This is a genomic window from Corynebacterium aurimucosum, assembly GCF_030408555.1.
Taxonomy (GTDB): Bacteria; Actinomycetota; Actinomycetes; order Mycobacteriales; family Mycobacteriaceae; genus Corynebacterium; species Corynebacterium aurimucosum.
In genome coordinates this window covers 1504714-1527031 of sequence record NZ_CP047048.1, presented here as the reverse complement: position 1 = coordinate 1527031, position 22318 = coordinate 1504714, and the positions used below count along the sequence as shown (strand labels likewise).

Annotated in this window: 20 protein-coding genes; 19 read left to right on the top strand and 1 reads right to left on the bottom strand. The window is 59.1% G+C overall.

Annotated elements, in window-relative coordinates; all coding sequences use genetic code 11:
• Positions 1 to 62: 62 nt before the first annotated feature.
• Positions 63 to 665, bottom strand: a complete 603-nt coding sequence (locus CAURIM_RS07160) for an MBL fold metallo-hydrolase (RefSeq protein WP_070644842.1) — start codon at positions 663 to 665, stop codon at positions 63 to 65.
• Between the two features lie 76 nt (positions 666 to 741).
• Between CAURIM_RS07160 and uvrA the strand changes: the two genes are divergently transcribed.
• From uvrA to CAURIM_RS07065, 19 genes are all read left to right on the top strand, one after another.
• Positions 742 to 3579, top strand: a complete 2838-nt coding sequence (gene uvrA / locus CAURIM_RS07155) for an excinuclease ABC subunit UvrA (RefSeq protein ID WP_070719253.1) — start codon at positions 742 to 744, stop codon at positions 3577 to 3579.
• Positions 3580 to 3629: 50 nt separating this feature from the next.
• Positions 3630 to 4541 (top strand): serine hydrolase, encoded by a 912-nt coding sequence (locus tag CAURIM_RS07150; protein ID WP_236659262.1) that lies wholly within the window; start codon positions 3630 to 3632, stop codon positions 4539 to 4541.
• Positions 4542 to 4790: 249 nt separating this feature from the next.
• A complete protein-coding gene (gene infC / locus CAURIM_RS07145; protein ID WP_080550383.1) occupies positions 4791 to 5312 on the top strand; it encodes a translation initiation factor IF-3 in 522 nt (173 codons plus the stop codon).
• Positions 5313 to 5348: 36 nt separating this feature from the next.
• Positions 5349 to 5543, top strand: a complete 195-nt coding sequence (gene rpmI, locus CAURIM_RS07140; RefSeq protein ID WP_039675593.1) for a 50S ribosomal protein L35 — start codon at positions 5349 to 5351, stop codon at positions 5541 to 5543.
• A gap of 56 nt (positions 5544 to 5599) precedes the next feature.
• Positions 5600 to 5983: a 50S ribosomal protein L20 gene (gene rplT / locus CAURIM_RS07135; protein ID WP_005323264.1), complete on the top strand. Its 384-nt coding sequence runs from the start codon at positions 5600 to 5602 to the stop codon at positions 5981 to 5983.
• A gap of 212 nt (positions 5984 to 6195) precedes the next feature.
• Positions 6196 to 6648, top strand: coding sequence for an NINE protein (locus tag CAURIM_RS07130; RefSeq protein ID WP_070446903.1), 453 nt, complete (start codon positions 6196 to 6198; stop codon positions 6646 to 6648).
• 115 nt (positions 6649 to 6763) lie between these two features.
• Positions 6764 to 7564 (top strand): TrmH family RNA methyltransferase, encoded by an 801-nt coding sequence (locus CAURIM_RS07125; RefSeq protein ID WP_201828135.1) that lies wholly within the window; start codon positions 6764 to 6766, stop codon positions 7562 to 7564.
• A gap of 96 nt (positions 7565 to 7660) precedes the next feature.
• Positions 7661 to 8707: a phenylalanine--tRNA ligase subunit alpha gene (pheS, locus tag CAURIM_RS07120; RefSeq protein ID WP_201828137.1), complete on the top strand. Its 1047-nt coding sequence runs from the start codon at positions 7661 to 7663 to the stop codon at positions 8705 to 8707.
• Between the two features lie 29 nt (positions 8708 to 8736).
• Entirely contained in the window at positions 8737 to 11250 is a 2514-nt protein-coding gene (gene pheT, locus CAURIM_RS07115; RefSeq protein ID WP_201828139.1) for a phenylalanine--tRNA ligase subunit beta, read from the top strand.
• Positions 11251 to 11423: 173 nt separating this feature from the next.
• Complete coding sequence (locus CAURIM_RS07110) at positions 11424 to 11876, top strand: hypothetical protein (RefSeq protein ID WP_070719261.1); 453 nt, start codon at positions 11424 to 11426, stop codon at positions 11874 to 11876.
• Between the two features lie 145 nt (positions 11877 to 12021).
• Entirely contained in the window at positions 12022 to 13065 is a 1044-nt protein-coding gene (argC, locus tag CAURIM_RS07105; RefSeq protein ID WP_070446913.1) for an N-acetyl-gamma-glutamyl-phosphate reductase, read from the top strand.
• An 83-nt stretch (positions 13066 to 13148) separates the two neighbouring features.
• On the top strand, positions 13149 to 14306 hold the full coding sequence (argJ, locus tag CAURIM_RS07100; protein WP_201828141.1) for a bifunctional glutamate N-acetyltransferase/amino-acid acetyltransferase ArgJ: 1158 nt from the start codon (positions 13149 to 13151) through the stop codon (positions 14304 to 14306).
• An 18-nt stretch (positions 14307 to 14324) separates the two neighbouring features.
• On the top strand, positions 14325 to 15260 hold the full coding sequence (gene argB, locus CAURIM_RS07095) for an acetylglutamate kinase (RefSeq protein ID WP_070446917.1): 936 nt from the start codon (positions 14325 to 14327) through the stop codon (positions 15258 to 15260).
• Positions 15257 to 16435: an acetylornithine transaminase gene (locus tag CAURIM_RS07090; protein ID WP_070446919.1), complete on the top strand. Its 1179-nt coding sequence runs from the start codon at positions 15257 to 15259 to the stop codon at positions 16433 to 16435. The genes argB and CAURIM_RS07090 overlap by 4 nt, the downstream gene beginning before the upstream one ends.
• The gene (argF, locus tag CAURIM_RS07085; RefSeq protein WP_201828143.1) at positions 16432 to 17349 is read left to right on the top strand and encodes an ornithine carbamoyltransferase; all 918 of its coding nucleotides are present in this window, start codon (positions 16432 to 16434) and stop codon (positions 17347 to 17349) included. Before CAURIM_RS07090 ends, argF begins: the two co-directional genes overlap by 4 nt.
• Positions 17350 to 17353: 4 nt before the next feature.
• On the top strand, positions 17354 to 17839 hold the full coding sequence (locus CAURIM_RS07080; protein WP_070446922.1) for an arginine repressor: 486 nt from the start codon (positions 17354 to 17356) through the stop codon (positions 17837 to 17839).
• 75 nt (positions 17840 to 17914) lie between these two features.
• A complete protein-coding gene (locus CAURIM_RS07075; RefSeq protein ID WP_070446924.1) occupies positions 17915 to 19129 on the top strand; it encodes an argininosuccinate synthase in 1215 nt (404 codons plus the stop codon).
• Between the two features lie 32 nt (positions 19130 to 19161).
• Positions 19162 to 20586: an argininosuccinate lyase gene (argH, locus tag CAURIM_RS07070; RefSeq protein ID WP_201828145.1), complete on the top strand. Its 1425-nt coding sequence runs from the start codon at positions 19162 to 19164 to the stop codon at positions 20584 to 20586.
• Between the two features lie 213 nt (positions 20587 to 20799).
• Positions 20800 to 22317: an amino acid permease gene (locus CAURIM_RS07065; protein WP_408909946.1), complete on the top strand. Its 1518-nt coding sequence runs from the start codon at positions 20800 to 20802 to the stop codon at positions 22315 to 22317.
• The last annotated feature ends 1 nt before the right edge of the window (position 22318 follow it).

Here is a 22318-nt window from a genome sequence, read left to right as displayed (position 1 = left end):
TCGTCACACCATAGTACGCGGGTTAAGCAAGTGCCGCTGTCAGTGCAGCAGTTAATAAGTTGTTACCAACGCCGCTCCCACCATTCGTCCATGTGCGGGCGCTCTGCGCCGAGCGTGGTGGGTGCGCCGTGCCCAGGGCGGACGATCGCTTCGTCCGGGTAGACATCAAAGAGACGCTGCGTGACATCCTTGTACAGACGCACGAAGTCACCTTCCGAGGTGGTCTTGCCCACTCCGCCAGGAAACAGTGAATCGCCAACGAAAAGGTTGGTAACCCCATCAATCTCTGCTGCAATGGCCGCACCGCCGGGGGTGTGTCCGCGCAGAATAATAACGGGTAGTTCGTAGCCGGCGAATGGGAGCGTATCGCCGTGCTCCAGCTCGACGTCGACGGGTGCCGGCAAGGCAGGGGAGTCCAGGAAAGAGGAGTAATGCACGGCACCGGTTTTATCCAGAACCTCTTTGAGCGCGCGCACGTGGTCCCAATGACGGTGCGTGGTGAGAACGGAAGTGATCTTTACCCCATGGTCGGCGGCCAAGGAGAGCAGCGCAGGAGCGTCAGCGGAGGCGTCGATAAGCAGCGCCTCGTCACCGGCGCACAACAGGTAGCAATTGTTGTCCATCTCGGACACGGAAATTTTGTGAAGCTCAAGCGCGTTGTTCATAAGTCCAACCATACGGGTACATTCTGAGTGAGAACTCTCTGAACACACATTCTTTTGTGTAGGAAGGCAGCAACTAGTGGCTGATCGTTTGGTCGTACGAGGTGCGCGTGAGCACAACCTCAAGGGCGTGGATATCGACATTCCGCGCGATAACCTGGTGGTGTTTACCGGTCTATCAGGATCCGGTAAGTCCTCACTCGCCTTTGACACCATCTTCGCCGAGGGCCAGCGGCGCTACGTGGAGTCCTTAAGCTCTTATGCGCGCATGTTCCTTGGCCAAATGGATAAGCCGGACGTCGAGTTTATCGATGGCTTATCACCGGCTGTGTCCATTGACCAAAAATCCACCAACCACAATCCGCGTTCCACCGTCGGAACCATCACTGAAATTTATGACTACCTGCGTTTGCTCTTTTCTCGCGCGGGTACAGCGCACTGTCCTGAGTGCGATGCCGTCATTGAGCGCCAAACCCCGCAGCAGATCGTGGATGAGGTCTTAAGTCACGAGGAGAAGCTTAAGTTCCAGGTCCTTGCCCCTGTGGTGCGCCGACGTAAGGGCGAGTTCGTTGACCTCTTCGCAGATCTCGCGGCGCAGGGTTATTCCCGCGTTCGGGTGGATGGTGAGCTTTACCAGCTCAGTGACCCGCCCAAGCTGAAGAAGCAGATCAAGCACGACATCGATGTCGTCGTGGACCGCCTGCAGGTGAAGGCTTCCCAAAAGCAGCGGCTGACGGATTCGGTGGAAACAGCACTGCGCTTGGCAGACGGCCTAGTCACCCTGGATTTCGTAGACCGCGAAGAGCTCACACACACCTACTCGGAGAAAGCAGCTTGCCCCAACGGCCACACGCTGACCATTGAGGAATACGAGCCTCGCGCGTTCTCATTCAACGCGCCTTTCGGTTCCTGCCCGGTGTGCGATGGCTTGGGCACGCGCCTTGAAGTGGATGTGGATTTGTTGATCCCGGATCCGGATGCCCCGGCTGTCGAAGCCATCCAACCGTGGACGTCGAGCCCCAATGCGCGATATTTTGTCAAACTGGTTGAAGGGCTAGCGAAAGCCCTGGATTTTGATCCGCGCACCCCGGTGTCCGAGCTGAGCAAGGAGCAGCGCCACGCGCTGATTTATGGCACGGATGTGGAAGTCAGCGTGCGCTATAAGAACCGCTATGGCCGCCAGCGCAACTGGACCGCGCCGTTCGAGGGTGCCATCGGCTTCTTGGAACGCAAGCTCGATCAGACGGATTCCGAATCCCAGAAGGACCGTCTGCTTCAGTACACCCGCCGCGTGCCTTGTAACGCTTGTGGCGGTACCCGCCTGAAGCCGGAAATCTTGGCGGTGCGCTTAGCCTCCACCGCACATGGCGAGCAGTCCATCGCTGGCTTGACGGCGCTGTCCATCGAGGAGGCGGCGGAGTTCCTCGACTCGCTCGTGTTGGGCCACCGCGAGGAGATCATCGCCGGTGCCGTGCTCAAAGAAATCCAGGCTCGCCTGCGCTTTCTTCTCGACGTCGGCCTGAACTACCTGACCCTTGACCGCGGCGCCTCCACGTTGTCCGGCGGTGAAGCACAGCGCATTCGACTCGCCACCCAGATTGGTTCTGGTCTGGCGGGAGTCCTCTACGTGCTGGATGAGCCCTCGATTGGCCTGCACCAGCGCGATAATCAGCGCCTTATCGCCACGTTGAAGCGCCTGCGCGATATCGGAAACACCTTGATTGTGGTGGAACATGATGAAGACACCATCCGGGAAGCGGACTGGCTTGTCGACGTTGGCCCCCGCGCCGGCGAATTTGGCGGAACTGTGGTCTATCAGGGAGAACCCGCCGGTATCGAATCCGTGGAGGAGTCCCTGACGGGGCAGTATCTGTCAGGAAAGAAGAAGCTTGCGGTCCCGGATACACGCCGTGAGATTGACCCCGAGCGCATGCTCAAGGTCGTCGGCGCGCGCGAGAATAACCTCAAGGGTATTGACGTCGAGATTCCACTGGGCGTCCTCGTCTGCGTCACTGGTGTGTCTGGCTCAGGAAAGTCCACAGTGGTCAACCAGATCCTGGCTAAGACCTTGGCCAACAAGCTCAACCGTGCCCGCCAAGTGCCCGGTCGTGCCACACGCGTGGAGGGCGTGGAACACCTAGACAAGCTGGTGCAGGTGGACCAGAGCCCCATCGGCCGCACCCCGCGCTCGAATCCGGCAACCTACACAGGCGTCTTCGACAAGATTCGTAATCTTTTCGCGGAAACCCAGGAGGCGAAGGTCCGCGGCTACAAGCCGGGGCGGTTCTCCTTCAACGTTAAGGGCGGACGCTGTGAGGCCTGCCAAGGCGACGGCACCATCAAGATTGAAATGAACTTCCTGCCCGATGTTTACGTGCCGTGCGAGGTCTGTGATGGTGCCCGCTATAACCGCGAGACGCTGGAGGTCCTCTATAAAGGTAAGAACATCGCAGAGGTTCTCGATATGCCGATTTCGGAGGCAGCCGAGTTCTTCGAACCCATCACCTCAATTCATCGCTACCTCAACACCTTGGTGGAGGTAGGCCTGGGATATGTCCGCTTGGGTCAGGCCGCCACGACGCTTTCTGGTGGTGAGGCACAGCGCGTAAAGCTGGCATCCGAGCTTCAGAAGCGCACGAATGGACGCACGGTCTACATCTTGGATGAGCCGACGACTGGTTTGCATTTTGAGGACATCCGCAAACTTATGCTCGTCATCCAGGGGCTGGTGGACAAGGGCAATTCGGTCATCATCATTGAGCACAACCTAGACGTCATCAAGGCCGCCGACTGGATCGTGGATATGGGGCCAGAAGGCGGTTCCGGTGGCGGGACTGTCGTGGCCCAAGGCACGCCGGAGGACGTGGCGCAGGTAGAAGGCTCCTATACGGGAGGTTTCCTCAAGGAGATGGTGTGATGGTGAGGCAGAAGAACACCCCCAGGGCTGCTTTAGCTCTTTGCCTCGCCGTGGCAACAACCTTAACTGGCTGTTCGAGCCCCGAACAGAACATCAAGCATCCATCTACTGAAGAAGCAGGTGAGGGTGATACGCCGAACTTCGACGTGTCCTCGGAGCTGCGCGCCGTTATCGCCGACGTAGAAAGCGAGTTTGACGTTCGTGCCGGTGTGTCCGTGGCGGATAAAAAGGAGACGTTCAACGCTGGGCTCAAGGGCCATGAACCCGCATGGTCGACCGTGAAGGTTCCCATCGCCATTGCCGCTCTGCGTGATGGAGCTAGCCTCGAGCTCGTGGACCTCGCAATTAAAGAATCTGATAATGATGCAGCCTATGCACTGTGGTCCCACGTCCAATGGACCGAGGGGGATGCCGGCAGCGCGGTGAAATCCCTGTTGAAAGAGTATGACTCAACCGGCGAATTTGCCGACCCCTTTGGCTATTCCACGTGGTTGCTCGAAGAACAAGCGAAGTTCGGCGCGCACTTGCCGTGCATACCAGAAGCTGAGCAAGTGTATGACGCGATGGATGACATCGTGGAGTGGCAAGACAATGGGCTTGATAAGCTGCCGGACACCCGCGCCAAAGGTGGCTGGGGATTATCTGAAACTGATAACGGATATACTCACCGTCAAATTGGAGTTCGAGAAACTGCAGGCGGCGGGACTGCGGAGAATAGCGCGGTGGGTCTGGCCATTGAGGTCACTATGCCTGGGGAGTATGCCGATGAAGCGATACCCGCCCTCGACATGCTAGCCGCCGGAGTTGACCGAGTGGTCTCTGAGGCGCTGAAAGCCAGGGCACTAACGCCGTTGGAAGGTTGCGCGCAACCCAGTGCGCCATCAGCGGTGGTAGGGACGTCGTCAACCGCTGCAAGAGAGGTATCGACAAACACGTCGGCACGCCGATTTGGCTCACGATGATCGCGGTGATAGAGTAGTGCGCACTACCGCCCGTAGCGCCTCCTCCAGGAGGTACTTGGGCCGCAAGCGGAGTTTCTCCCACCCGATGCCGCGCAGGATGAATTGTCCAGTGCAGGATAAAGGTTAAGAGTAGGCGCCATTTATGGCGCGTGCTTGAAAAGAAACTCCCGGATGCCTATGGCACCGGGATTTATTCGTTTGTGGTCACGGTAGGCACACTACTAGCCCCCACAATCGAGGAGAACCACAATCAGCGCTGAAGCTCGCATTAATGAGCGCATCCGAGTACCCGAGGTCCGTCTTGTTGGCCCCGGTGGTGAACAGGTGGGCATCGTTCGTACAGACGATGCTCGCAAGCTCGCGTACGAAGCAGACCTTGACTTGGTCGAGGTCGCCCCGAACGCGAAGCCGCCCGTAGCCAAGATCATGGATTACGGCAAGTTTAAGTACGAGCAGGCCCAGAAGGCCCGCGAGTCCCGTAAGAATCAGCAGCAAACCGTGGTAAAGGAACAGAAGTTCCGTCCGAAGATTGATGATCACGATTACGAGACCAAAAAGGGCAACGTGGTGCGCTTCCTGGAGAAGGGTTCCAAGGTAAAGGTAACCATCATGTTCCGTGGTCGCGAGCAGTCGCGCCCGGAGCTCGGTTTCCGTCTGCTGGAGCGTTTGGCTGATGACGTCGCAGAGGTTGGCGTCGTGGAGTCGCGCCCCAAGCAGGATGGTCGCAACATGACCATGGTTCTTGGGCCCGTCCGCAAAGGCAAGAAGTAGACCACGCTCCACTTAGGATTTAAGGATTTAATTCTCATGAAGCAGAAGACTCACAAGGGCACCGCCAAGCGCATCAAGGTGACCGGCTCCGGCAAGCTGCGTCGCGAGCAGGCCAACCGCCGCCACCTCCTGGAAGGCAAGCCTTCCAAGCGCACCCGTCGCCTGAAGGGCACCGAGGACGTTGCCAAGGCAGACACCAAGCGCATCAAGCGCCTTCTCGGCCGCGCATAGTCAGCGCCGAAACACTCCATTTCCACACACCACAATCAAGATAAGGAAGTATTATTGTGGCACGAGTAAAGCGCTCAGTTAACGCCAAGAAGAAGCGTCGCGCGATCCTGAAGTCCGCTAAGGGCTACCGCGGCCAGCGCTCCCGTCTTTACCGCAAGGCCAAGGAACAGTGGCTGCACTCCATGACTTACGCTTACCGCGACCGTCGCGCCCGTAAGTCTGAGTTCCGCAAGCTGTGGATCCAGCGCATCAACGCTGCTGCTCGTATGAACGACATCACCTACAATCGCCTCATCCACGGCCTGCGCTTGGCTGAGATTGAGGTTGACCGCAAGATCCTGGCTGAGCTTGCTGTTAATGACTTCGAGGCTTTCTCCGCACTGTGCGAGGCCGCCAAGGCTGCACTGCCGGAGGACGTTAACGCTCCGAAGGCTGCTTAAGCTTTCACTAACCCGCCCACGCCCACTGCTTTCCGCATCAAGGAAACGGTGGGCGTTTGGCGTTCCAAGCTTCAATTATGGGCACAGGAGCCAATGGGGAATAGGCCCCAGTGAGGTGAAGAAAAAGGGGACATGGCGTGTGCTTTGTGTTACCTTAATCAAGTTCCCACGTTCTCTTCCTGTGCTTACAGGCTTAAAAAGGAGTCTTTCTCATGACGAACCCCAACGGCGGTTTCCAGCAGAACAACCCGAATGCTTCGGGCAATAACCCTCAGTATTCTAATCCGTTCGACTCCAACGGAAATCAGTACCAGGGCGGCAACTACGGCCAGAACCTGCCGGCCCAGCAGGGCGGGTACCAAGGTCAAGGCCAGTATTACTCTCAGCAGGCCCCGGTCAACGCGCCGCAGAAGTCCTGGCTGGTTGCCCTTTTGCTGGCTTTCTTCCTCGGTGGCTTCGGCGCTCATAACTTTTACGTTGGCCGCACGGGTCGCGCTATCGGCCAGGTATCCCTCTGTGTCTTTAGCGTCTTAACGTCGTGGCTGGGTATTGGTGCAATCTCGGCGGGTATCCTCTGGATCTGGGTGATTATTGAGTTCATCATGATCATCGCCGGTGCAGGCGGTTATGACCGAGACTCCAACGGCATCCCGCTGAAGAAGTAGTCTTTTGCACATATTTTCTAGCCCACCTCTCTCAAGCTTGGAAGAGGTGGGCTAGCTGCATTGTGCTGCCCATGCGATCCGTGAGCTCGTAGGCGGCCTCGGTAGGGTGGAGGCTATGAAACTGGACTTTGAGAATGCCTTCACCGAGCGCACGCCACGCATAGTCAATGCCGCAAAATTGCATCGTGCCGCTAGCCGTCGGAAGGCAGAGCGTTTCCTTATTGAGGGTGAAAATGCTGTCGACGCAGCGGTGTCCACAGGCGCAGCCACGGACGTTTTCGTAACGGAAAAGGCCGCCGAACGCTTTGCACATATTGTGCAAACCTGCGGCTATATGGACGTCTATGTTCATCCCATCACCGATAAGGCAGCCAAGCACCTCTCCGATACGGCGACGAGCACAGGCCTCTTTGCTGTGTGCCGTCCTGTCCTGTGGACTGCAGGTAAAATCCTGGCGGGCAAGCCGCGTTTGGTCTCAGTCCCAGTGCTTACTTCCGAGCCGGGCAATGCAGGTACCTTGATCAGGACTTCGGATGCCATGGGCGCCGATGGCGTCATCTTCGCGGGTGAGACGGTCGACCCTTTGGGCTGTAAAGTCGCGCGTGCATCAGCAGGCTCACTCTTCCATATTCCCGTGGTTCGTGATCCCAATATCAAAGATGTCTTGGGTAAGTTGCGCTCCTCCGGCATGCAGGTGCTGGCAACGGCCGCTGACGGCGAGGTGGACCTCGCGGATGCGGACCTTTCCCAACCCACCGCATGGCTGTTTGGAAACGAAGCGCATGGACTAGGAGAACTGTTGGATGAAGCCGATATGCGCGTGCGCATTCCAATTCTGGGCCGTGCAGAGTCTCTGAACCTTGCCACGGCTGCCAGCATCTGCCTGTACGAATCTGCCAAGCAGCAGAATCGCTAGTCTCTCCTTGGGCTGGGGCTGGTGGCCACAGCAGTCGTTAAGCACGGTAAGATAGCTCGCGTTAGTTTTTGTGCGAGAAGAAGGTAATCAAGGCACGTGTCCGACACACCTCAGATCGAATTGACCGAAGAGGCCCTCGAGGCCGCCGCGCAGAAGGCCATTGCCGCCTTCGAGGCTGCATCCGACCTCGACGAGCTCACTTCCGCCCGCCGTGAGCACCTTGGTGATGGCGGCTATATCCCGCAGGCCCGCCAGTCGCTGGGGCAGTTGCCAAAGGATCAGCGCAAGGATGCTGGGCGTGCGGTGAACATCGCGCGCGGCAAGATGGAGAAGCGCTTTGCACAAATTCGTGAAGTGCTCGAGCAGGAGGCTCGCGCCGCGCAGCTCAAGGCGGAGAAAGTCGACGTCACCGTCCCAACTACCCGGGCGCAGACCGGTGCACTACACCCAATTACTGCGCTGTCGGAGCGCATTGCGGACATCTTCGTGGGCATGGGTTGGGAAATCGCCGACGGCCCAGAGGTCGAGGCTGAGTACTTCAACTTCGATGCTTTGAACTTCAAGCCCGATCATCCGGCACGTACGTTGCAGGACACCTTCCATGTGGGTAAGGAGGGCTCGAAGCAGGTTCTCCGTACTCACACGTCGCCGGTGCAGGTGCGTACGATGCTCGAGCGTGATGTACCGCTCTACATCGCTTGCCCAGGCCGAGTTTTCCGTACCGACGAGCTCGACGCGACCCACACGCCAGTCTTCCACCAGGTGGAAGGCCTTGCCGTGGATAAGGGACTGACCATGGCCCACCTGCGCGGCACTCTGGAGCACCTGGCCAAAGTTCTCTTCGGTCCGGATACCACCACTCGCATGCGCGTGAATTACTTCCCGTTCACCGAGCCTTCTGCTGAAGTCGATGTGTGGTTCCCGAACAAGAAGGGCGGCGCCGGCTGGATCGAGTGGGGTGGCTGCGGCATGGTTAACCCCAACGTTTTGCGTGCGGTCGGCATCGATCCGGAGGAGTACACCGGCTTCGCCTTCGGCATGGGCCTTGAACGCACCCTGCAGTTCCGCAATGGTCTCACCGACATGCGCGACATGGTGGAAGGCGATGTCCGCTTTACCTTGCCATTCGGCGTGCAGGCATAGGAACCCAGAGAAAGGATAGAAAGAAAACAATGCTTATTTCCCAAGACTGGGTTACCCGCCTCCTCGGCACCGCAAACTCTGGCTGGAACGTATCCGCCGAAGAGCTAGACTCCGGTTTTGTCCGCGTCGGATTCGAAACCGAGGGCTATGAGGCTCTTCCGGAGACCACGGGCCCGCTCGTTATTGGCCAAGTCGTGGAGATTGAGGAGCTCACCCAGTTCAAGAAGCCAATCCGCTACTGCCAGGTGAATGTTGGCAAGGCCAATGGCACCGGCGAACTCCAGGGCATTATCTGCGGCGCGCGTAACTTCCGCCTCAATGACTATGTCGTGGTTTCCCTTCCGGGTGCTGAGCTGCCGGGAGGCTTCAAGATTGCTGCCCGTGAGACCTATGATCACATCTCCAACGGAATGATGTGCTCCGCGGCTGAACTGGGCTTTGGTGCGAAGGCTGATGGCATCATCGTGCTGGGAGAGGAAGTCGCCGACAAGGTCGGTGAGGACGCTCGCCCCCTCATTGGGCTGTCCGATACCGTCTTCGACGTCAACATCACCCCGGATCGGGGTTATGCCTTGTCCGCACGCGGCCTGACGCGGGAGATTGCCTCCGCTTTCGACCTCGCCTTCCCCGACGTGGCGCAGGATCCGAACGTTGCTGGAGTCGATACCTCTGCTGTACCGGCGCCGAAGGGCGAGCTGATCGCCGTCGATCTGCGCGAAGAAACCAAGGCCCAGCGCTTTGGTCTGCGCAAGGTTAGCGGCATTGATCCCGCTGCCCGCACACCCTTCTGGATGGAGCGCGAGCTGATGCTGTCCGGCCAGCGCAGCGTCAATCTGGCGACCGACATCACCAACTACGTTATGCTGCTCCTTGGAGCACCGATGCACGCCTTCGATGCCAACGTCGTGAACGGCGAACTCGTGGTGCGCAATGCTAGCGAGGGGGAGACATTTGAGACCCTCGACCATGTCAAGCGTGAGCTTTCGGCGGGTGACGTGGTCATTTGCGATGGCAACGGAATTCAGTCCCTGGCTGGTGTCATGGGCGGCACGACCTCTGAAATCTCCGAGACGACCACTGACGTGTACTTCGAATCGGCCATTTGGGATCCGATTACCGTGGCCCGCACGTCGCGCCGCCACAAGCTGTCCTCGGAAGCCTCCCGCCGTTTCGAGCGTGGCGTCGACCCGGCCATCGTAGAGGTTGCTCTCGACGTTGCGTGTGCGCTGCTGCAGCAAATCGCGGGCGGCACCATCGAGGAGGGCCGGACGCTCGTGGGAGACGTCGCCAAGCGCGAGCCCATCACGCTGCGCGCCGCCAAGCCGAGCGAATACGCCGGCGTTGAGTACTCCCGCGAGACCGTGGTGAAGCGCCTTATTGAGGTGGGCTGCGAGGTCTCTGGCGAAGAAGAACTGTCCGTCGTCCCCGCGTCTTGGCGCACCGACATCGACATGGATGTGGATCTCATCGAGGAGATCCTGCGTCTGGAGGGCCTCGAAGATATTCCGACAATTCTGCCTACCCCGGTGGGAGGTCATGGCCTTACTCCGGCCCAGAAGCGTCGCCGTGCAATCGGACACGGCTTGGCTTATGCGGGCTATGCCGAGGTTCTGCCTTCGCCGTTCATTGCCAACGACACCTTCGACACCTGGGGTCTGGATAGGGAAGATCCGCGTCGCCGCACTGTTGCCGTGCAGAATCCTCTCGAATCGGATAAGGCCATTCTGTCCACGACGTTGCTTCCGAATCTCCTTGAAGCCATCGCCCGCAACGTGGCCCGTGGCCGAAGTGACCTCGCCCTCTTCGGTCTCCAACAGGTGGCATTCAAGCGTGCTGATGCGTCCCCGATGCCGTCGGTGGAGACACGCCCGGAGGACTCCGTGGTGAGCGAGCTTTTGGAGTCGCTGCCGCTACAGCCGCTGCACGTGGCCACGGTCGCTACCGGCAACATTGAGCACGAAGGTCCGTGGGGCTCTGGTCGTGCTTATAGCTACGCAGATGCCATTGAGTCCGCGCGCCAGGTTGCCCGCGCCGCCGGTGTTGACATCACTGTCAAGGCGGCCGAGCAGCTCCCGTGGCATCCGGGCCGCTGTGCCGCCTTAGTCCTCGCTGCAGACGAGCAAACCGTCGTGGGCTATGCCGGCGAGCTGCATCCGCAGGTACTGGAGGCCCTTGAGCTTCCAGCCCGCACGTGCGCCATGGAGCTCGATGTCACTGCGCTGCCGTTGGAGGAGAAGTTCCCAGCACCGGTCCTCTCCTCCTTCCCGGCCTTGCACCAAGACATCGCACTGGTGGTGGATGAGGATACCCCGGCAGAGGCAGTGCGCCGAGTGGTTGAGGAAGGCGCCGGCGAGCTCTTGGAATCTGTGGAGCTCTTCGATGTCTTCCGTGGTGAGCAGCTCGGTGAAGGTAAGAAGTCCCTTGCCTTCCAGCTCTTGTTCCGCGCAGATGACCGCACGCTGACTGATGAAGAAGCTAACGAGCACCGACTCGCTGCCGCAGACCTAGCCAAGCAGCGTCTTGGTGCGGAGATGCGCGCTTAGCGTTTACTGGCACCTTTGGTTCCTTAACCCGGCTCACGCACCATGTGAGCCGGGTTTTCTTATGCTGCAAGGAGTGAAGGGGTGGGGACAGGTCCCCTGGAACTGGATGTAGTGTGGCTTGGCTCATAACCTCAAGGGGGCAGCGTTTCCACACCGAAAGGAATGTTCACACCATGCGTTTGATTTCTCGTCTTACAGCTACCGCCGCGGTCGTCGGCGCACTGACCATCGCCCCACATGCTTCCGCTGACTTGTCCCAGGGTTTCTCCAATGCTGATGGCACCGTCAACTGCGAAGCGGCGAATATTGAAGGAACTTACGTCGCTTGTCTGTCCAATGGCGCACGTGCCACTAGTCCGGAATGCAACCCGCCGGGGCAGTTGGCACCACGCTTCTTCTACCATGCGGGCCGCTCCAAGGCTGATTGTTTCAACCAGGGGCTCACGACTTCCAACTTCAAGCGCTTGCAGCCTGGCCAAGTTCACCAATTCAATGAGGTCACCGCCATCGCGGACGCCCAAGGTGGTATCCACTTCGTTGGCCCACAGGGTTACCTGGGCTACGCAGGAAAGAAGGCCGTGTCAGGCGCCGAAGGCCTCGGACAGGTTTCCTCCCGCGTCATGTAGGCTTCGCTCCTATCCCTACTGCAAGGCTCGAATTTTCGCAGGACACTGCGGAGATCCGAGCCTTATTCTCTGCGGAATGAAGAAAAGTGCTTCCAATTTGATTGAATAACATACGGCGGAGTGCATTATTTGCTACTGTGGCTGCATGACTATTTCAGTAGCTATCGCCGGAGCCACGGGTTATGCAGGAGGCGAAATTCTACGTCTCTTACTATCGCACCCAGCGTACCTTTCAGGTGATCTGCATATCGGCGCGCTGACGGGGCACTCCAATGCTGGTCAGCGAGTCTCCGAACTCATGCCGCACCTGCCGCAGTTAGCAGATCGCGTCATCGAGGACACCACTCCGGAAATTTTGGCGGGCCATGACATCGTTTTCCTCGGTTTGCCGCATGGGCATTCCGCGGAGATTGGTCGTCAGCTGGGGGAGTCCGTCACTGTCATTGATTGCGCCGCCGATTTCCGCCTCCGCAACAAGGAAGATTGGGATGCATTTTATGGCGGGGAGTATGCCGGTTCGTGGCCTTATGGAATTCCTGAAGTTCCCGGCAACCGGGACAAGCTTAAAGGCAGCAACCGTGTGGCCGTCCCTGGGTGTTTCCCAACCACGATTACACTCGGCGCGCTGCCTGCCGTGGCGAAAGGGCTGATTGAACCGGATCTGTCCGTCATTGCGATTACCGGTGTTTCCGGCGCGGGAAAGAAGGCCTCCGTGGCCCAGCTAGGCGCGGAAACAATGGGCAATCTCAAGGCTTATAAGCCGGGCGGTACTCATCGACACACTCCGGAAGTCCTACAAAACTTACAGCCCTTTACGCAGAAGTCGGTTTCGGTGAGTTTTACTCCGGTGCTCGCGCCTTTGCCGCGTGGCATCCTGGCGACGATTACGGCACCGCTGAAGGGGGATGCTGACAAGCACAGCGTTGTTCAAGCTTTCCGCGAGTTCTATGCGGAAGAGCCGTTCTGCCTGGTTCTGCCGGAAGGTCAGCAGCCGGAAACACAGAACGTAGTGGGGACCAACATGGTCCACATCCAGGCTCACGTGGACGAACGCGCTCAGCGTCTGGTGATAACCGCAGCCCTAGACAACTTGTGCAAGGGCACCGCCGGTGCAGCTGTCCAATGCATGAACCTGACCTTGGGCTGGGAGGAAACCTTGGGTCTGCCGCAAGCGGCCGTCGCACCTTAAGCACTCGAAATACTCGCGCGCGTTCCCCGCGCTATCCAATTCCGTGGGGACTTCCGTTCTGTTAAGACAAGGAGAAAATAAAAATGATCACTGCACCCGCAGGTTTCCTGGCAGCGGCCACGAGGGCGGGGATTAAGCCCTCGGGAAAGCCTGATATGGCACTCGTGGTTAACCAGGGCCCGAATTTCGACGCAGCGGCGGTGTTCACCCGCAACCGCGTGGTGGCCGCACCCGTGAAGCTTTCCCGCGAGGCAGTAGCCGATGGCACACTTCAAGCAGTTATTTATAACTCTGGCAACGCTAATGCCTGCAACGGCGAGCAGGGAGACAAGGACGCCGCGGCGATGGTTGCCGCTGTTTCCGAACACACGGGTATTCCTGTAGCCAACATTGCTGCTTGCTCGACGGGCCTCATCGGAGAGCCACTGCCCATGGAGCAGGCGCTAGCAGGCATCGGGGTGGTTGCCGGGAATTTGGGTGCGGATAAGGCTCACGGTCAGGCTGCGGCAGAGGCCATCATGACCACCGATACCGTAATTAAGGAAGCAGTCGTCGAGTCCGACGGCTGGAGCATGGGCGCGATGGGCAAAGGCGTGGGTATGATGGCTCCCTCGCTGGCCACCATGCTGGTATGCGTGACCACGGATGCCGTGGCCTCCCCACAAGCATTGCACTCGGCCCTGCAGGCCGCCAGTGATCAGACCTTCAACACGCTCGATGTGGACGGTTCGACGTCAACGAACGACACCGTCATCATCCTGTCCTCTGGTGCTTCTGGTGTAGAACCGAGCCAGGAGGAGTTGGATGCAGCGGTCCTGGCCGTGTGCTCCGATATCGCGGACCAGCTCCAGGCAGACGCTGAGGGCGTGACCAAGCGCGTAAAGATCACCGTGGAGGGAACGAGCACCAATGAGCAGGCGCTGAACGCTGCGCGGACGTTAGGGCGCGACAACCTCTTCAAGTGCGCGATGTTCGGCTCGGATCCCAACTGGGGCCGCGTGCTCGCCGCAGTGGGCGTGGCGGATGCCGATATGGACCCGGAGAATATTTCCGTGTTCTTCAATGACCAGGCCGTATGCGTTAAGTCCACTGGTGCGCCCGGGGCGCGCGATGTTGACCTTTCTGGCGCCGACATTGACGTGCGCGTGGACCTCGGAACCGGAGGAAGCGGTACTGCCTTCGTGCGTACCACCGACTTGTCCCATGACTACGTGGAGATCAACTCCGCGTATAGCTCTTAGTTCTCACGGGGAGGAAGAATGCTTCAGGGATTAAGCAATGCTGACCGCGCCACGGTGCTCGCGGAAGCTTTGCCGTGGCTGCAGCACTACCGCGACAAGATCGTCGTCGTCAAGTACGGCGGTAACGCGATGGTGGATGACTCGCTCAAGGCTGCCTTCGCCGCCGACATGGTTTTCCTGCGCACCGTGGGCGCTAAGCCCGTCGTGGTGCATGGTGGCGGACCGCAGATCAATGAGATGTTAGGCAAGCTGGGCATTGAAGGGGAATTCAAAGGTGGCTTCCGGGTGACCACCCCGGAAATCATGGACGTGGTCCGCATGGTTCTCTTCGGCCAAGTGGGGCGCGGGTTGGTCAATCTCATCAACTCCCATGGTCCCTATGCTGTGGGAACTTCCGGTGAGGATGCTGGGTTGTTTAAAGCCCGCAAGCGGCTCGTTGACGTCGACGGTGAGCCCACCGATATTGGCATGGTGGGGGACATTGTCAGCGTCGAACCTTCTGCTGTCATGGACATCATCGAGGCCGGGCGCATCCCGGTGGTGTCCACCATCGCTCCCGGAAATGACGGCGAGGTCTACAACATTAACGCGGATATCGCTGCCGGCGCGCTGGCACGAGCCCTAGGTGCCGAACGCCTGGTTATCCTCACCAATGTGGAGGGTCTGTATACCGATTGGCCCAACCGCGAATCCCTGGTATCGAAAATTGAGGTTGACAAGCTCAGGGCACTGCTCCCCGGCTTGGATTCGGGCATGATTCCGAAGATGGAGTCCTGCCTCATGGCCGTCGAGGGTGGTGTGAGCGCCGCCCATGTCATCGACGGGCGTATTGCTCACGCCGTGTTGCTGGAGCTGCTCACTACGGGCGGTATCGGCACGATGGTGCTGCCCACTGATTACAACCGTGAGGACTACCCAGAAGGCACGATCTTTAGGAAGGACGATAACAAGTGACTGCGCAGACCACACTGACGCAACGGTGGGGACAGGTGCTGAGCAACACCTATGGCACCCCACCCGTGGCCATCGTATCTGGCAAGGGAGCCACGGTTACTGATGAAGACGGTAAAGAATACATTGATATGCTCGCCGGCATTGCAGTGAATTCGCTGGGCTATGCCCACCCGGCCATCGTTGAAGCGGTGAGCACTCAGGTGGCGACCGTGGGGCATGTCTCCAACCTCTTCGCCAGCAAACCTGTCGTCGAGGCTGCCGGAAAGCTCCTGGAAAAGGTGGGGGACAGCGACGCCCGTGTCTTCTTCTCCAACTCCGGCGCGGAAGCCAATGAGGCTGCCTTTAAGCTGGCTCGCCTGACGGGGCGTCGCCGCATTCTCGCCGCGCATCATGGTTTCCACGGCCGGACGATGGGCTCTCTCGCTATGACGGGGCAACCTGCAAAGCGCAAGGCTTTCGAACCTTTCCCAGGCGGAGTGGAGTTCTACACCTACGGCGATATTGATTATTTGACCACGTTGGTGGAGCAAAACCCGGAGGATACCTCCGCCATCATCTTGGAGCCCATCCAAGGGGAGACCGGTGTGATTCCAGCGCCCGATGGATTCTTGAGCGCCGTGCGCGAGCTGTGCACCAAGCATGGGATCCTCATGATTGTCGATGAAGTCCAAACGGGTGTGGGGCGCACCGGCGATTTCTTTGCCTTCCAACATGAGAACGTCCTTCCGGATGTCATCACCATGGCCAAGGGCTTGGGCGCGGGTATGCCGATTGGTGCCACGATTGCCCGTGGTCAGGCTAAGGATCTCTTTACTCCGGGTTCGCACGGCACGACCTTCGGCGGAAATCCCGTCTCCTGTGCGGCGGCAGCGACGGTGCTGGAGCTTGTCGACGCCCCCTTCCTCGCCGACGTTAGCCGCAAGGGCGAGTGGCTACGCACCGAGCTAGCTCAATCTCCGGCTGTGCAGTCTGTCCGGGGCCGAGGGCTTATGCTAGGAGTTGTATTAAATAAGTCGGTGGCTAAGGACGTTGTGGCTGCGGGCCTGCAACACGGTCTTATTCTCAACGCCCCAAGTAGCGAGGTCGTGCGCCTGACCCCGCCGCTAGTGATTACCGATGAAGAACTCGCGCAGGCTGTGGAGCGCCTGCATAAGGTACTGGAGGATTTTGGATGAGCGTGCGCCATTTCTTGGCCGATGATGACCTCACACCGCAGGAGCAAGCGGAGGTCCTTGATCTCGCGCTGAGGTTAAAGAAGGACCCTTTTGCCGAGCGTCCTTTGGAGGGACCGAAGTCAGTCGCGGTTCTTTTTGACAAGACCTCGACGCGCACGCGCTTCTCCTTCGAGGCAGGAATCGCTCACCTAGGCGGCCACGCCATCGTCACGGAGACTAAGTCCACGCAGATGGGGAAGGGCGAGACTTACCAAGACACCGCAGCCGTGCTCTCCCGTTTTGTCGAGGCTATTGTCTGGCGCACCTATGCACACCAGAATTTGTTGGAGATGGCTGAAACTGCGACGGTCCCTATCGTCAACGCTCTGTCCGACGACCTACACCCCTGCCAGATCCTGGCGGATTTGGTGACCTGCCGCGAGAATTTCGGTGACCTTGCTGGCCGCAAGGCCGTCTACCTGGGTGATGGCAACAACAACATGGCTAACTCTTATATGTTGGGCTTTGCCACCGCGGGCATGGAGATGACGATCATTGCGTCGGAAGGTTTCCAGCCGCAGCCGGAATTTGTAGAACGTGCCCGCACGCGCGGCACGGTGACCGTGACTGATTCCCTTGATGCTGTCGGCGGCGCCGACGTTGTTATCACCGATACCTGGGTTTCCATGGGGCAGGAAGATGACGGCAAGGACCGTCGCACCCCGTTCCTGCCTTACCAGGTCACCCCAGAGGTCATGTCCCGTGCCAAGGAAGAGGCAATCTTCCTGCACTGTTTACCGGCCTATCGCGGCAACGAAGTGACCGCTGAGGTGATTGACGGACCACAGTCCCGTGTTTTCGACGAGGCGGAAAACCGCCTCCATGCGCAGAAGGCGCTGCTCGTGTGGCTTCTTGCAGCTCAGGAGGAGAACTAAGCGCATGACGACAACACCAACTACGCGCAATGCCCGCCAAGCAAAGATCTTGGAGATTCTTGACCGCACGCGGGTCACGAGCCAAGTCCAGCTCTCCGAGCTCTTGCTCGATGAGGGAATCGACATCACACAAGCCACCTTGTCGCGCGACCTCGATGAGCTGGGCGCCAAGAAAGTGAAACGCGATGGTGGCCGGTCCTTCTACGTGGTGGGCGGCGAGTTAGAGCAATTCGAAGACCAGCTCAACGGTCCGCGCGAGAAGCTGCGTCGCATGCTCGATGAACTCGTGGTCTCCCACGACTTCTCCGGCAACATCGCGATGCTTCGTACTCCCGCGGGCGCTGCCCAGTACCTAGCATCCTTCATTGATCGCGTGGGCCTGCCAGATGTGGTGGGTTGTATTGCTGGCGATGACACCATCTTTGTCCTTGCCCGTGAAGGACTAGGAGGCCGTGAGCTTGCAGAAAAGCTCACCAGCCGTACTATTTAACATTTATACGTAAGTCTGTATAATATAAATCAGTTCAATTTTTAGCACCTGTCTGTCTTAAAGGAGCAAACTACTATGACTGCACGCGTTGTGCTTGCCTACTCTGGCGGTCTGGATACTTCCGTCGCCATTCCCTACCTGGCCAAAATGACCGGCGGCGAGGTTATCGCTGTGTCCCTCGACCTTGGTCAGGGCGGCGAGGATATGGAATCTGTGCGCCAGCGTGCTCTCGACTGCGGTGCTGTCGAGTCCATCGTTGTCGACGCAAAGGATGAGTTCGCAGAAGAGTACTGCTTGCCCACCATCAAGGCGAACGGCATGTACATGAAGCAGTACCCGCTGGTGTCTGCTATCTCGCGCCCGCTCATCGTCAAGCACCTCGTAGAGGCCGCTCAGGCCCACGGTGGTACGCATGTTTCGCACGGCTGCACCGGCAAGGGTAACGACCAGGTGCGTTTCGAGGTTTCCTTCCGAGCATTGGATCCGGCACTGGAAATCATTGCGCCGGCGCGTGACTACGCCTGGACCCGCGATAAGGCGATTGCCTTCGCTGAGGAAATCGACCTTCCGATCGAGCAGTCCGCTGCGTCCCCGTTCTCGATTGACCAGAACGTGTGGGGCCGTGCGGTCGAGACCGGCTTCCTGGAAGATCTGTGGAACCCGCCGACAAAGGATCTCTACGCTTATACCGAGCAGCCGGACCTGGGCAATGCCCCGGACGAGGTGACCATCACCTTTGACAAGGGTGTGCCCACCGCTATCGATGGCAAGCCGGTTACCGTCCTTCAGGCCATCGAGGAGCTCAACCGCCGCGCCGGTGCACAGGGTATTGGCCGTCTCGATATGGTGGAGGACCGCCTGGTGGGCATCAAGTCCCGCGAGGTCTACGAGGCACCTGGCGCCATGGTTCTCATCAAGGCCCACGAGGCATTGGAAGATGTCACTGTGGAACGCGAGCTGGCCCGCTACAAGCGCCTCACGGACGCCCGCTGGTCCGAAGAGGTCTACGATGGCCTCTGGTTCTCGCCGCTGAAGCGCTCTCTGGATGCCTTCACCGAGTCCACCCAAGAGAATGTCACCGGCGATATCCGCATGGTTCTGCATGCCGGCACCGCCACTGTCAACGGCCGCCGCTCTGGTCAGTCTCTGTACTCCTTCGACCTGGCTACCTATGACACGGGCGATACCTTCGATCAGACTGCGGCCAAGGGCTTTGTTCAGCTGCACGGCCTGTCAACACAGATCTCCAACCAGCGTGACCGCGATGGCGGTTTCCCCACGGGCAAGTAAGCAAGCTCAGCCAAGGTCAAGGTAAGGAAACGATGCACAAGACTAACGAGGGCGCGTTGTGGGGAGGCCGCTTTTCGGGCGGCCCATCCGAGGCGATGTTTGCCCTGTCCGTATCCACCCACTTCGACTGGGTCCTCGCCCCCTATGATGTGCTGGCCTCCAAGGCTCACGCTAAGGTCCTGCACAAGGCCGGATTGCTGTCCGACGCCGACTTGGACACCATGCTCAACGGCCTCAGCGAACTAGGGGAGAAGGTTGCTTCTGGTGAATTCACCCCGCTACCGACGGACGAGGACGTCCACGGCGCGATGGAGCGCGGGCTCATCGACATTGTAGGCCCCGAGGTTGGTGGACGCCTGCGCGCCGGACGTTCCCGCAACGACCAGGTAGCCACCCTGTTCCGGATGTGGATCCGCGATGCTATCCGCGATATCGCGCTCCAAGTCACCGACTTGGTGGACGCTCTGGCTGGTCAGGCCGAAGCTCATCCGGATGCGATTATGCCGGGCAAGACCCACTCCCAAGCGGCGCAGCCAGTTCTGCTAGCGCACGAGTTGCTCGCACACGCCCAGCCGTTGCTGCGTGATATCGAGCGCCTCCAGGATCTGGACAAGCGTTTGGCCGTGTCTCCTTATGGCTCGGGTGCACTCGCTGGTTCCTCGCTGCACTTGGACCCGGAGGCTATTGCCGAGGAGCTCGGTTTCGACTCCGCCGCAGAGAACTCGCTGGACGGTACGGCAGCGCGGGATTTCGCCTCTGAAACGGCCTTCGTCCTTACCCAGATTGCCGTGGATATGTCGCGCCTATCCGAAGAGATCATCTACTGGTGCACCCCGGAATATGGCTACGTCACCTTGGATGATGCTTGGTCCACTGGCTCGTCGATCATGCCGCAGAAGAAGAACCCGGACGTACCGGAGTTGACCCGTGGCAAGACCGGCCGGCTCATTGGCAACCTCACCGGCTTGCTGGCAACGCTTAAGGCGCAGCCCTTGGCCTATAACCGTGACCTGCAGGAGGATAAGGAACCTATCGTCGACTCAGTGGCGCAGCTGAACCTTTTGCTGCCGGCGATGACCGGATTGGTCGAAACCCTGACCTTCCACGAAGATCGCATGCGCGAGCTCGCCCCGCGCGGTTTCACCTTGGCCACTGATCTGGCCGAGTGGATGGTGCGCCAAGGCGTTCCTTTCCGCGAGGCTCATGAGGCTTCTGGTGCGTGCGTGCAGATTGCAGAGTCCCGCGGCGTTGACCTAGTGGATCTCACGGATGAGGAATTGGCGGGCGTCGACGAGCGCCTGCTCCCCGAGGTCCGCGAGGTGTTGACCATTGATGGGGCAGTGGCATCGCGCTCTACTAAGGGCGGCACCGCCGGTGTCCGCGTGGTGGAGCAGCGCGAAAAGGTTCGCGAGCGTGCTCGTGGCGCACGCGACTGGGCGCAGACTCCGCTGCGCTAAACGCGCCAGCTTCTCTAACCGCATGGTCCTTCTGGCCATGCGGTTCTTTTCTTATGTGGGGGTGACGCAGAGCGCTCTTTTCCACTGCGTATAGTTGTCGTGCATCACAGCACGGGGGTAGGAGTGAGTTGCGTCTCATAAGGTTCCTATAACGTTTCCTTAGGGAATGCGAAGCTCCATCGCGTTCCGGATTCGGAAAGGACTATCTCCCTTATGACTGAAACACTTCGGCCGCCCAACGCGGAGTCTCATGAGAAAGAGAAGGCGGTCTATGCTTCGGAAGACCACGGCCTCCAGAAGGGGATGAGCAACCGTCAGCTGCAGATGATTGCCATCGGCTCTGCCATCGGTACTGGGTTGCTGCTCGGCACCGGCGGGCGCCTCCAAACGGCGGGACCCTTCCTGGCCGTCTTGTACTTGGTGTGTGGATTCTTCGGCTACATCATTTTGCGCTCGCTCGGTGAACTCATCGTGTACCGCCCGAGCTCAGGTTCTTTCGTCTCCTACGCGCGTGAGTTTTATGGCGAAAAGACTGCCTTCGTGACCGGTTGGCTCTACTGGGGAAATTGGGCGGCGACGTTGGTGGCAGATGGCACCGCAGTGGCCATCTACATCAAGTGGTTTGGGCAATATACCACGTGGCTTGACGCCGTCCCGCAATGGTTGCTCGCTCTCGGTGTGGTGTGCAGCATCCTGCTGTTCAACATGCTCTCAGTGAAGATCTTTGGCGAGCTGGAGTATTGGTTCTCCATGATCAAGATCGTTGCGCTGATCATTTTTATGGTGGTGGCGATTGGTGTGGTTATTTTAGGCCATCCGAATGGTGATCCGACTGGGTTTAGCCTCATTGCTGATGCCGGCGGTTGGCTGCCGAATGGTCTGCTTCCTGCGGTTATCGTCATTCAAGGCGTGGTCTTCGCCTACGCCGGCATCGAGCTGGTGGGCACCACCTCTGGCGAGACCAAGGATGTCGAGAAGCATATTCCGCGTGCAGTCAACAGCGTGTTGTTCCGCATCGTGGTCTTCTACTTCGGCAGCGTCCTGCTGCTGACCTTGGTGCTGCCGTATACGACCTACGTGGCGGAGGTTTCGCCCTTTGTGACCTTCTTTGAGACCCTCGGGGCAGGCTATGCGGCGCCCATCTTCCAGCTGGTGGTTATCACTGCAGCTATTTCCTCTCTGAACGCCGGGCTATATTCCACGGGCCGCATCATGTACAACATGTCCACCGCTGGATCCGGCCCTAAATTCGGTGCCCGCATGTCTAAATCCGGCGTTCCCTATGGCGGCATCGTGATGGCTGCCTTCGTCGGCCTCACCGGTGTGTTTCTCAACTATGTCGTGCCGGAGATGGCTTTTGAAATCGTGTTGAACCTCGCGGCGCTCGGAACATTGGCGTCGTGGGCGGCAGTAGCCATGTCACACATTAAATTTGTGCAGCTGGCCAAGAAGGGTCGCTATACCCGCCCGACATACCGCTCACCATTCGGACAAGCCGGTGACTGGTCGGTGTTGGCTTTCATCGCCGTGGTCATCCTTCTCATGGCCTTCGATTACCCAATCGGAACTTTTGCCTTGGCTTCGACGCTGCTGCTCATTCCGGTATTCGCAGCCATGTGGTTTGCCTGGCGTGAGCGCATTTATGCCATCGCGGCGGAGAGGAAGGCCAAGCACCTGCCCACATCGCGCTTCCCGGCTGCGCCGCAGACGGACCTTCACCCTAAGAACTAAG

Coding starts and splice junctions, on each gene's coding strand:
- CAURIM_RS07130 (WP_070446903.1), top strand. CDS start 6,196: ATGACGAACCCCAACGGCGGTTTCCAGCAGAACAACCCGAATGCTTCG.
- argH (WP_201828145.1), top strand. CDS start 19,162: ATGCACAAGACTAACGAGGGCGCGTTGTGGGGAGGCCGCTTTTCGGGC.
- CAURIM_RS07080 (WP_070446922.1), top strand. CDS start 17,354: ATGACGACAACACCAACTACGCGCAATGCCCGCCAAGCAAAGATCTTG.
- CAURIM_RS07125 (WP_201828135.1), top strand. CDS start 6,764: ATGAAACTGGACTTTGAGAATGCCTTCACCGAGCGCACGCCACGCATA.
- CAURIM_RS07065 (WP_408909946.1), top strand. CDS start 20,800: ATGACTGAAACACTTCGGCCGCCCAACGCGGAGTCTCATGAGAAAGAG.
- CAURIM_RS07160 (WP_070644842.1), bottom strand. CDS start 665: ATGAACAACGCGCTTGAGCTTCACAAAATTTCCGTGTCCGAGATGGAC.
- argF (WP_201828143.1), top strand. CDS start 16,432: ATGAGCGTGCGCCATTTCTTGGCCGATGATGACCTCACACCGCAGGAG.
- argC (WP_070446913.1), top strand. CDS start 12,022: ATGACTATTTCAGTAGCTATCGCCGGAGCCACGGGTTATGCAGGAGGC.
- rpmI (WP_039675593.1), top strand. CDS start 5,349: ATGAAGCAGAAGACTCACAAGGGCACCGCCAAGCGCATCAAGGTGACC.
- pheT (WP_201828139.1), top strand. CDS start 8,737: ATGCTTATTTCCCAAGACTGGGTTACCCGCCTCCTCGGCACCGCAAAC.
- argB (WP_070446917.1), top strand. CDS start 14,325: ATGCTTCAGGGATTAAGCAATGCTGACCGCGCCACGGTGCTCGCGGAA.
- argJ (WP_201828141.1), top strand. CDS start 13,149: ATGATCACTGCACCCGCAGGTTTCCTGGCAGCGGCCACGAGGGCGGGG.
- CAURIM_RS07075 (WP_070446924.1), top strand. CDS start 17,915: ATGACTGCACGCGTTGTGCTTGCCTACTCTGGCGGTCTGGATACTTCC.
- CAURIM_RS07110 (WP_070719261.1), top strand. CDS start 11,424: ATGCGTTTGATTTCTCGTCTTACAGCTACCGCCGCGGTCGTCGGCGCA.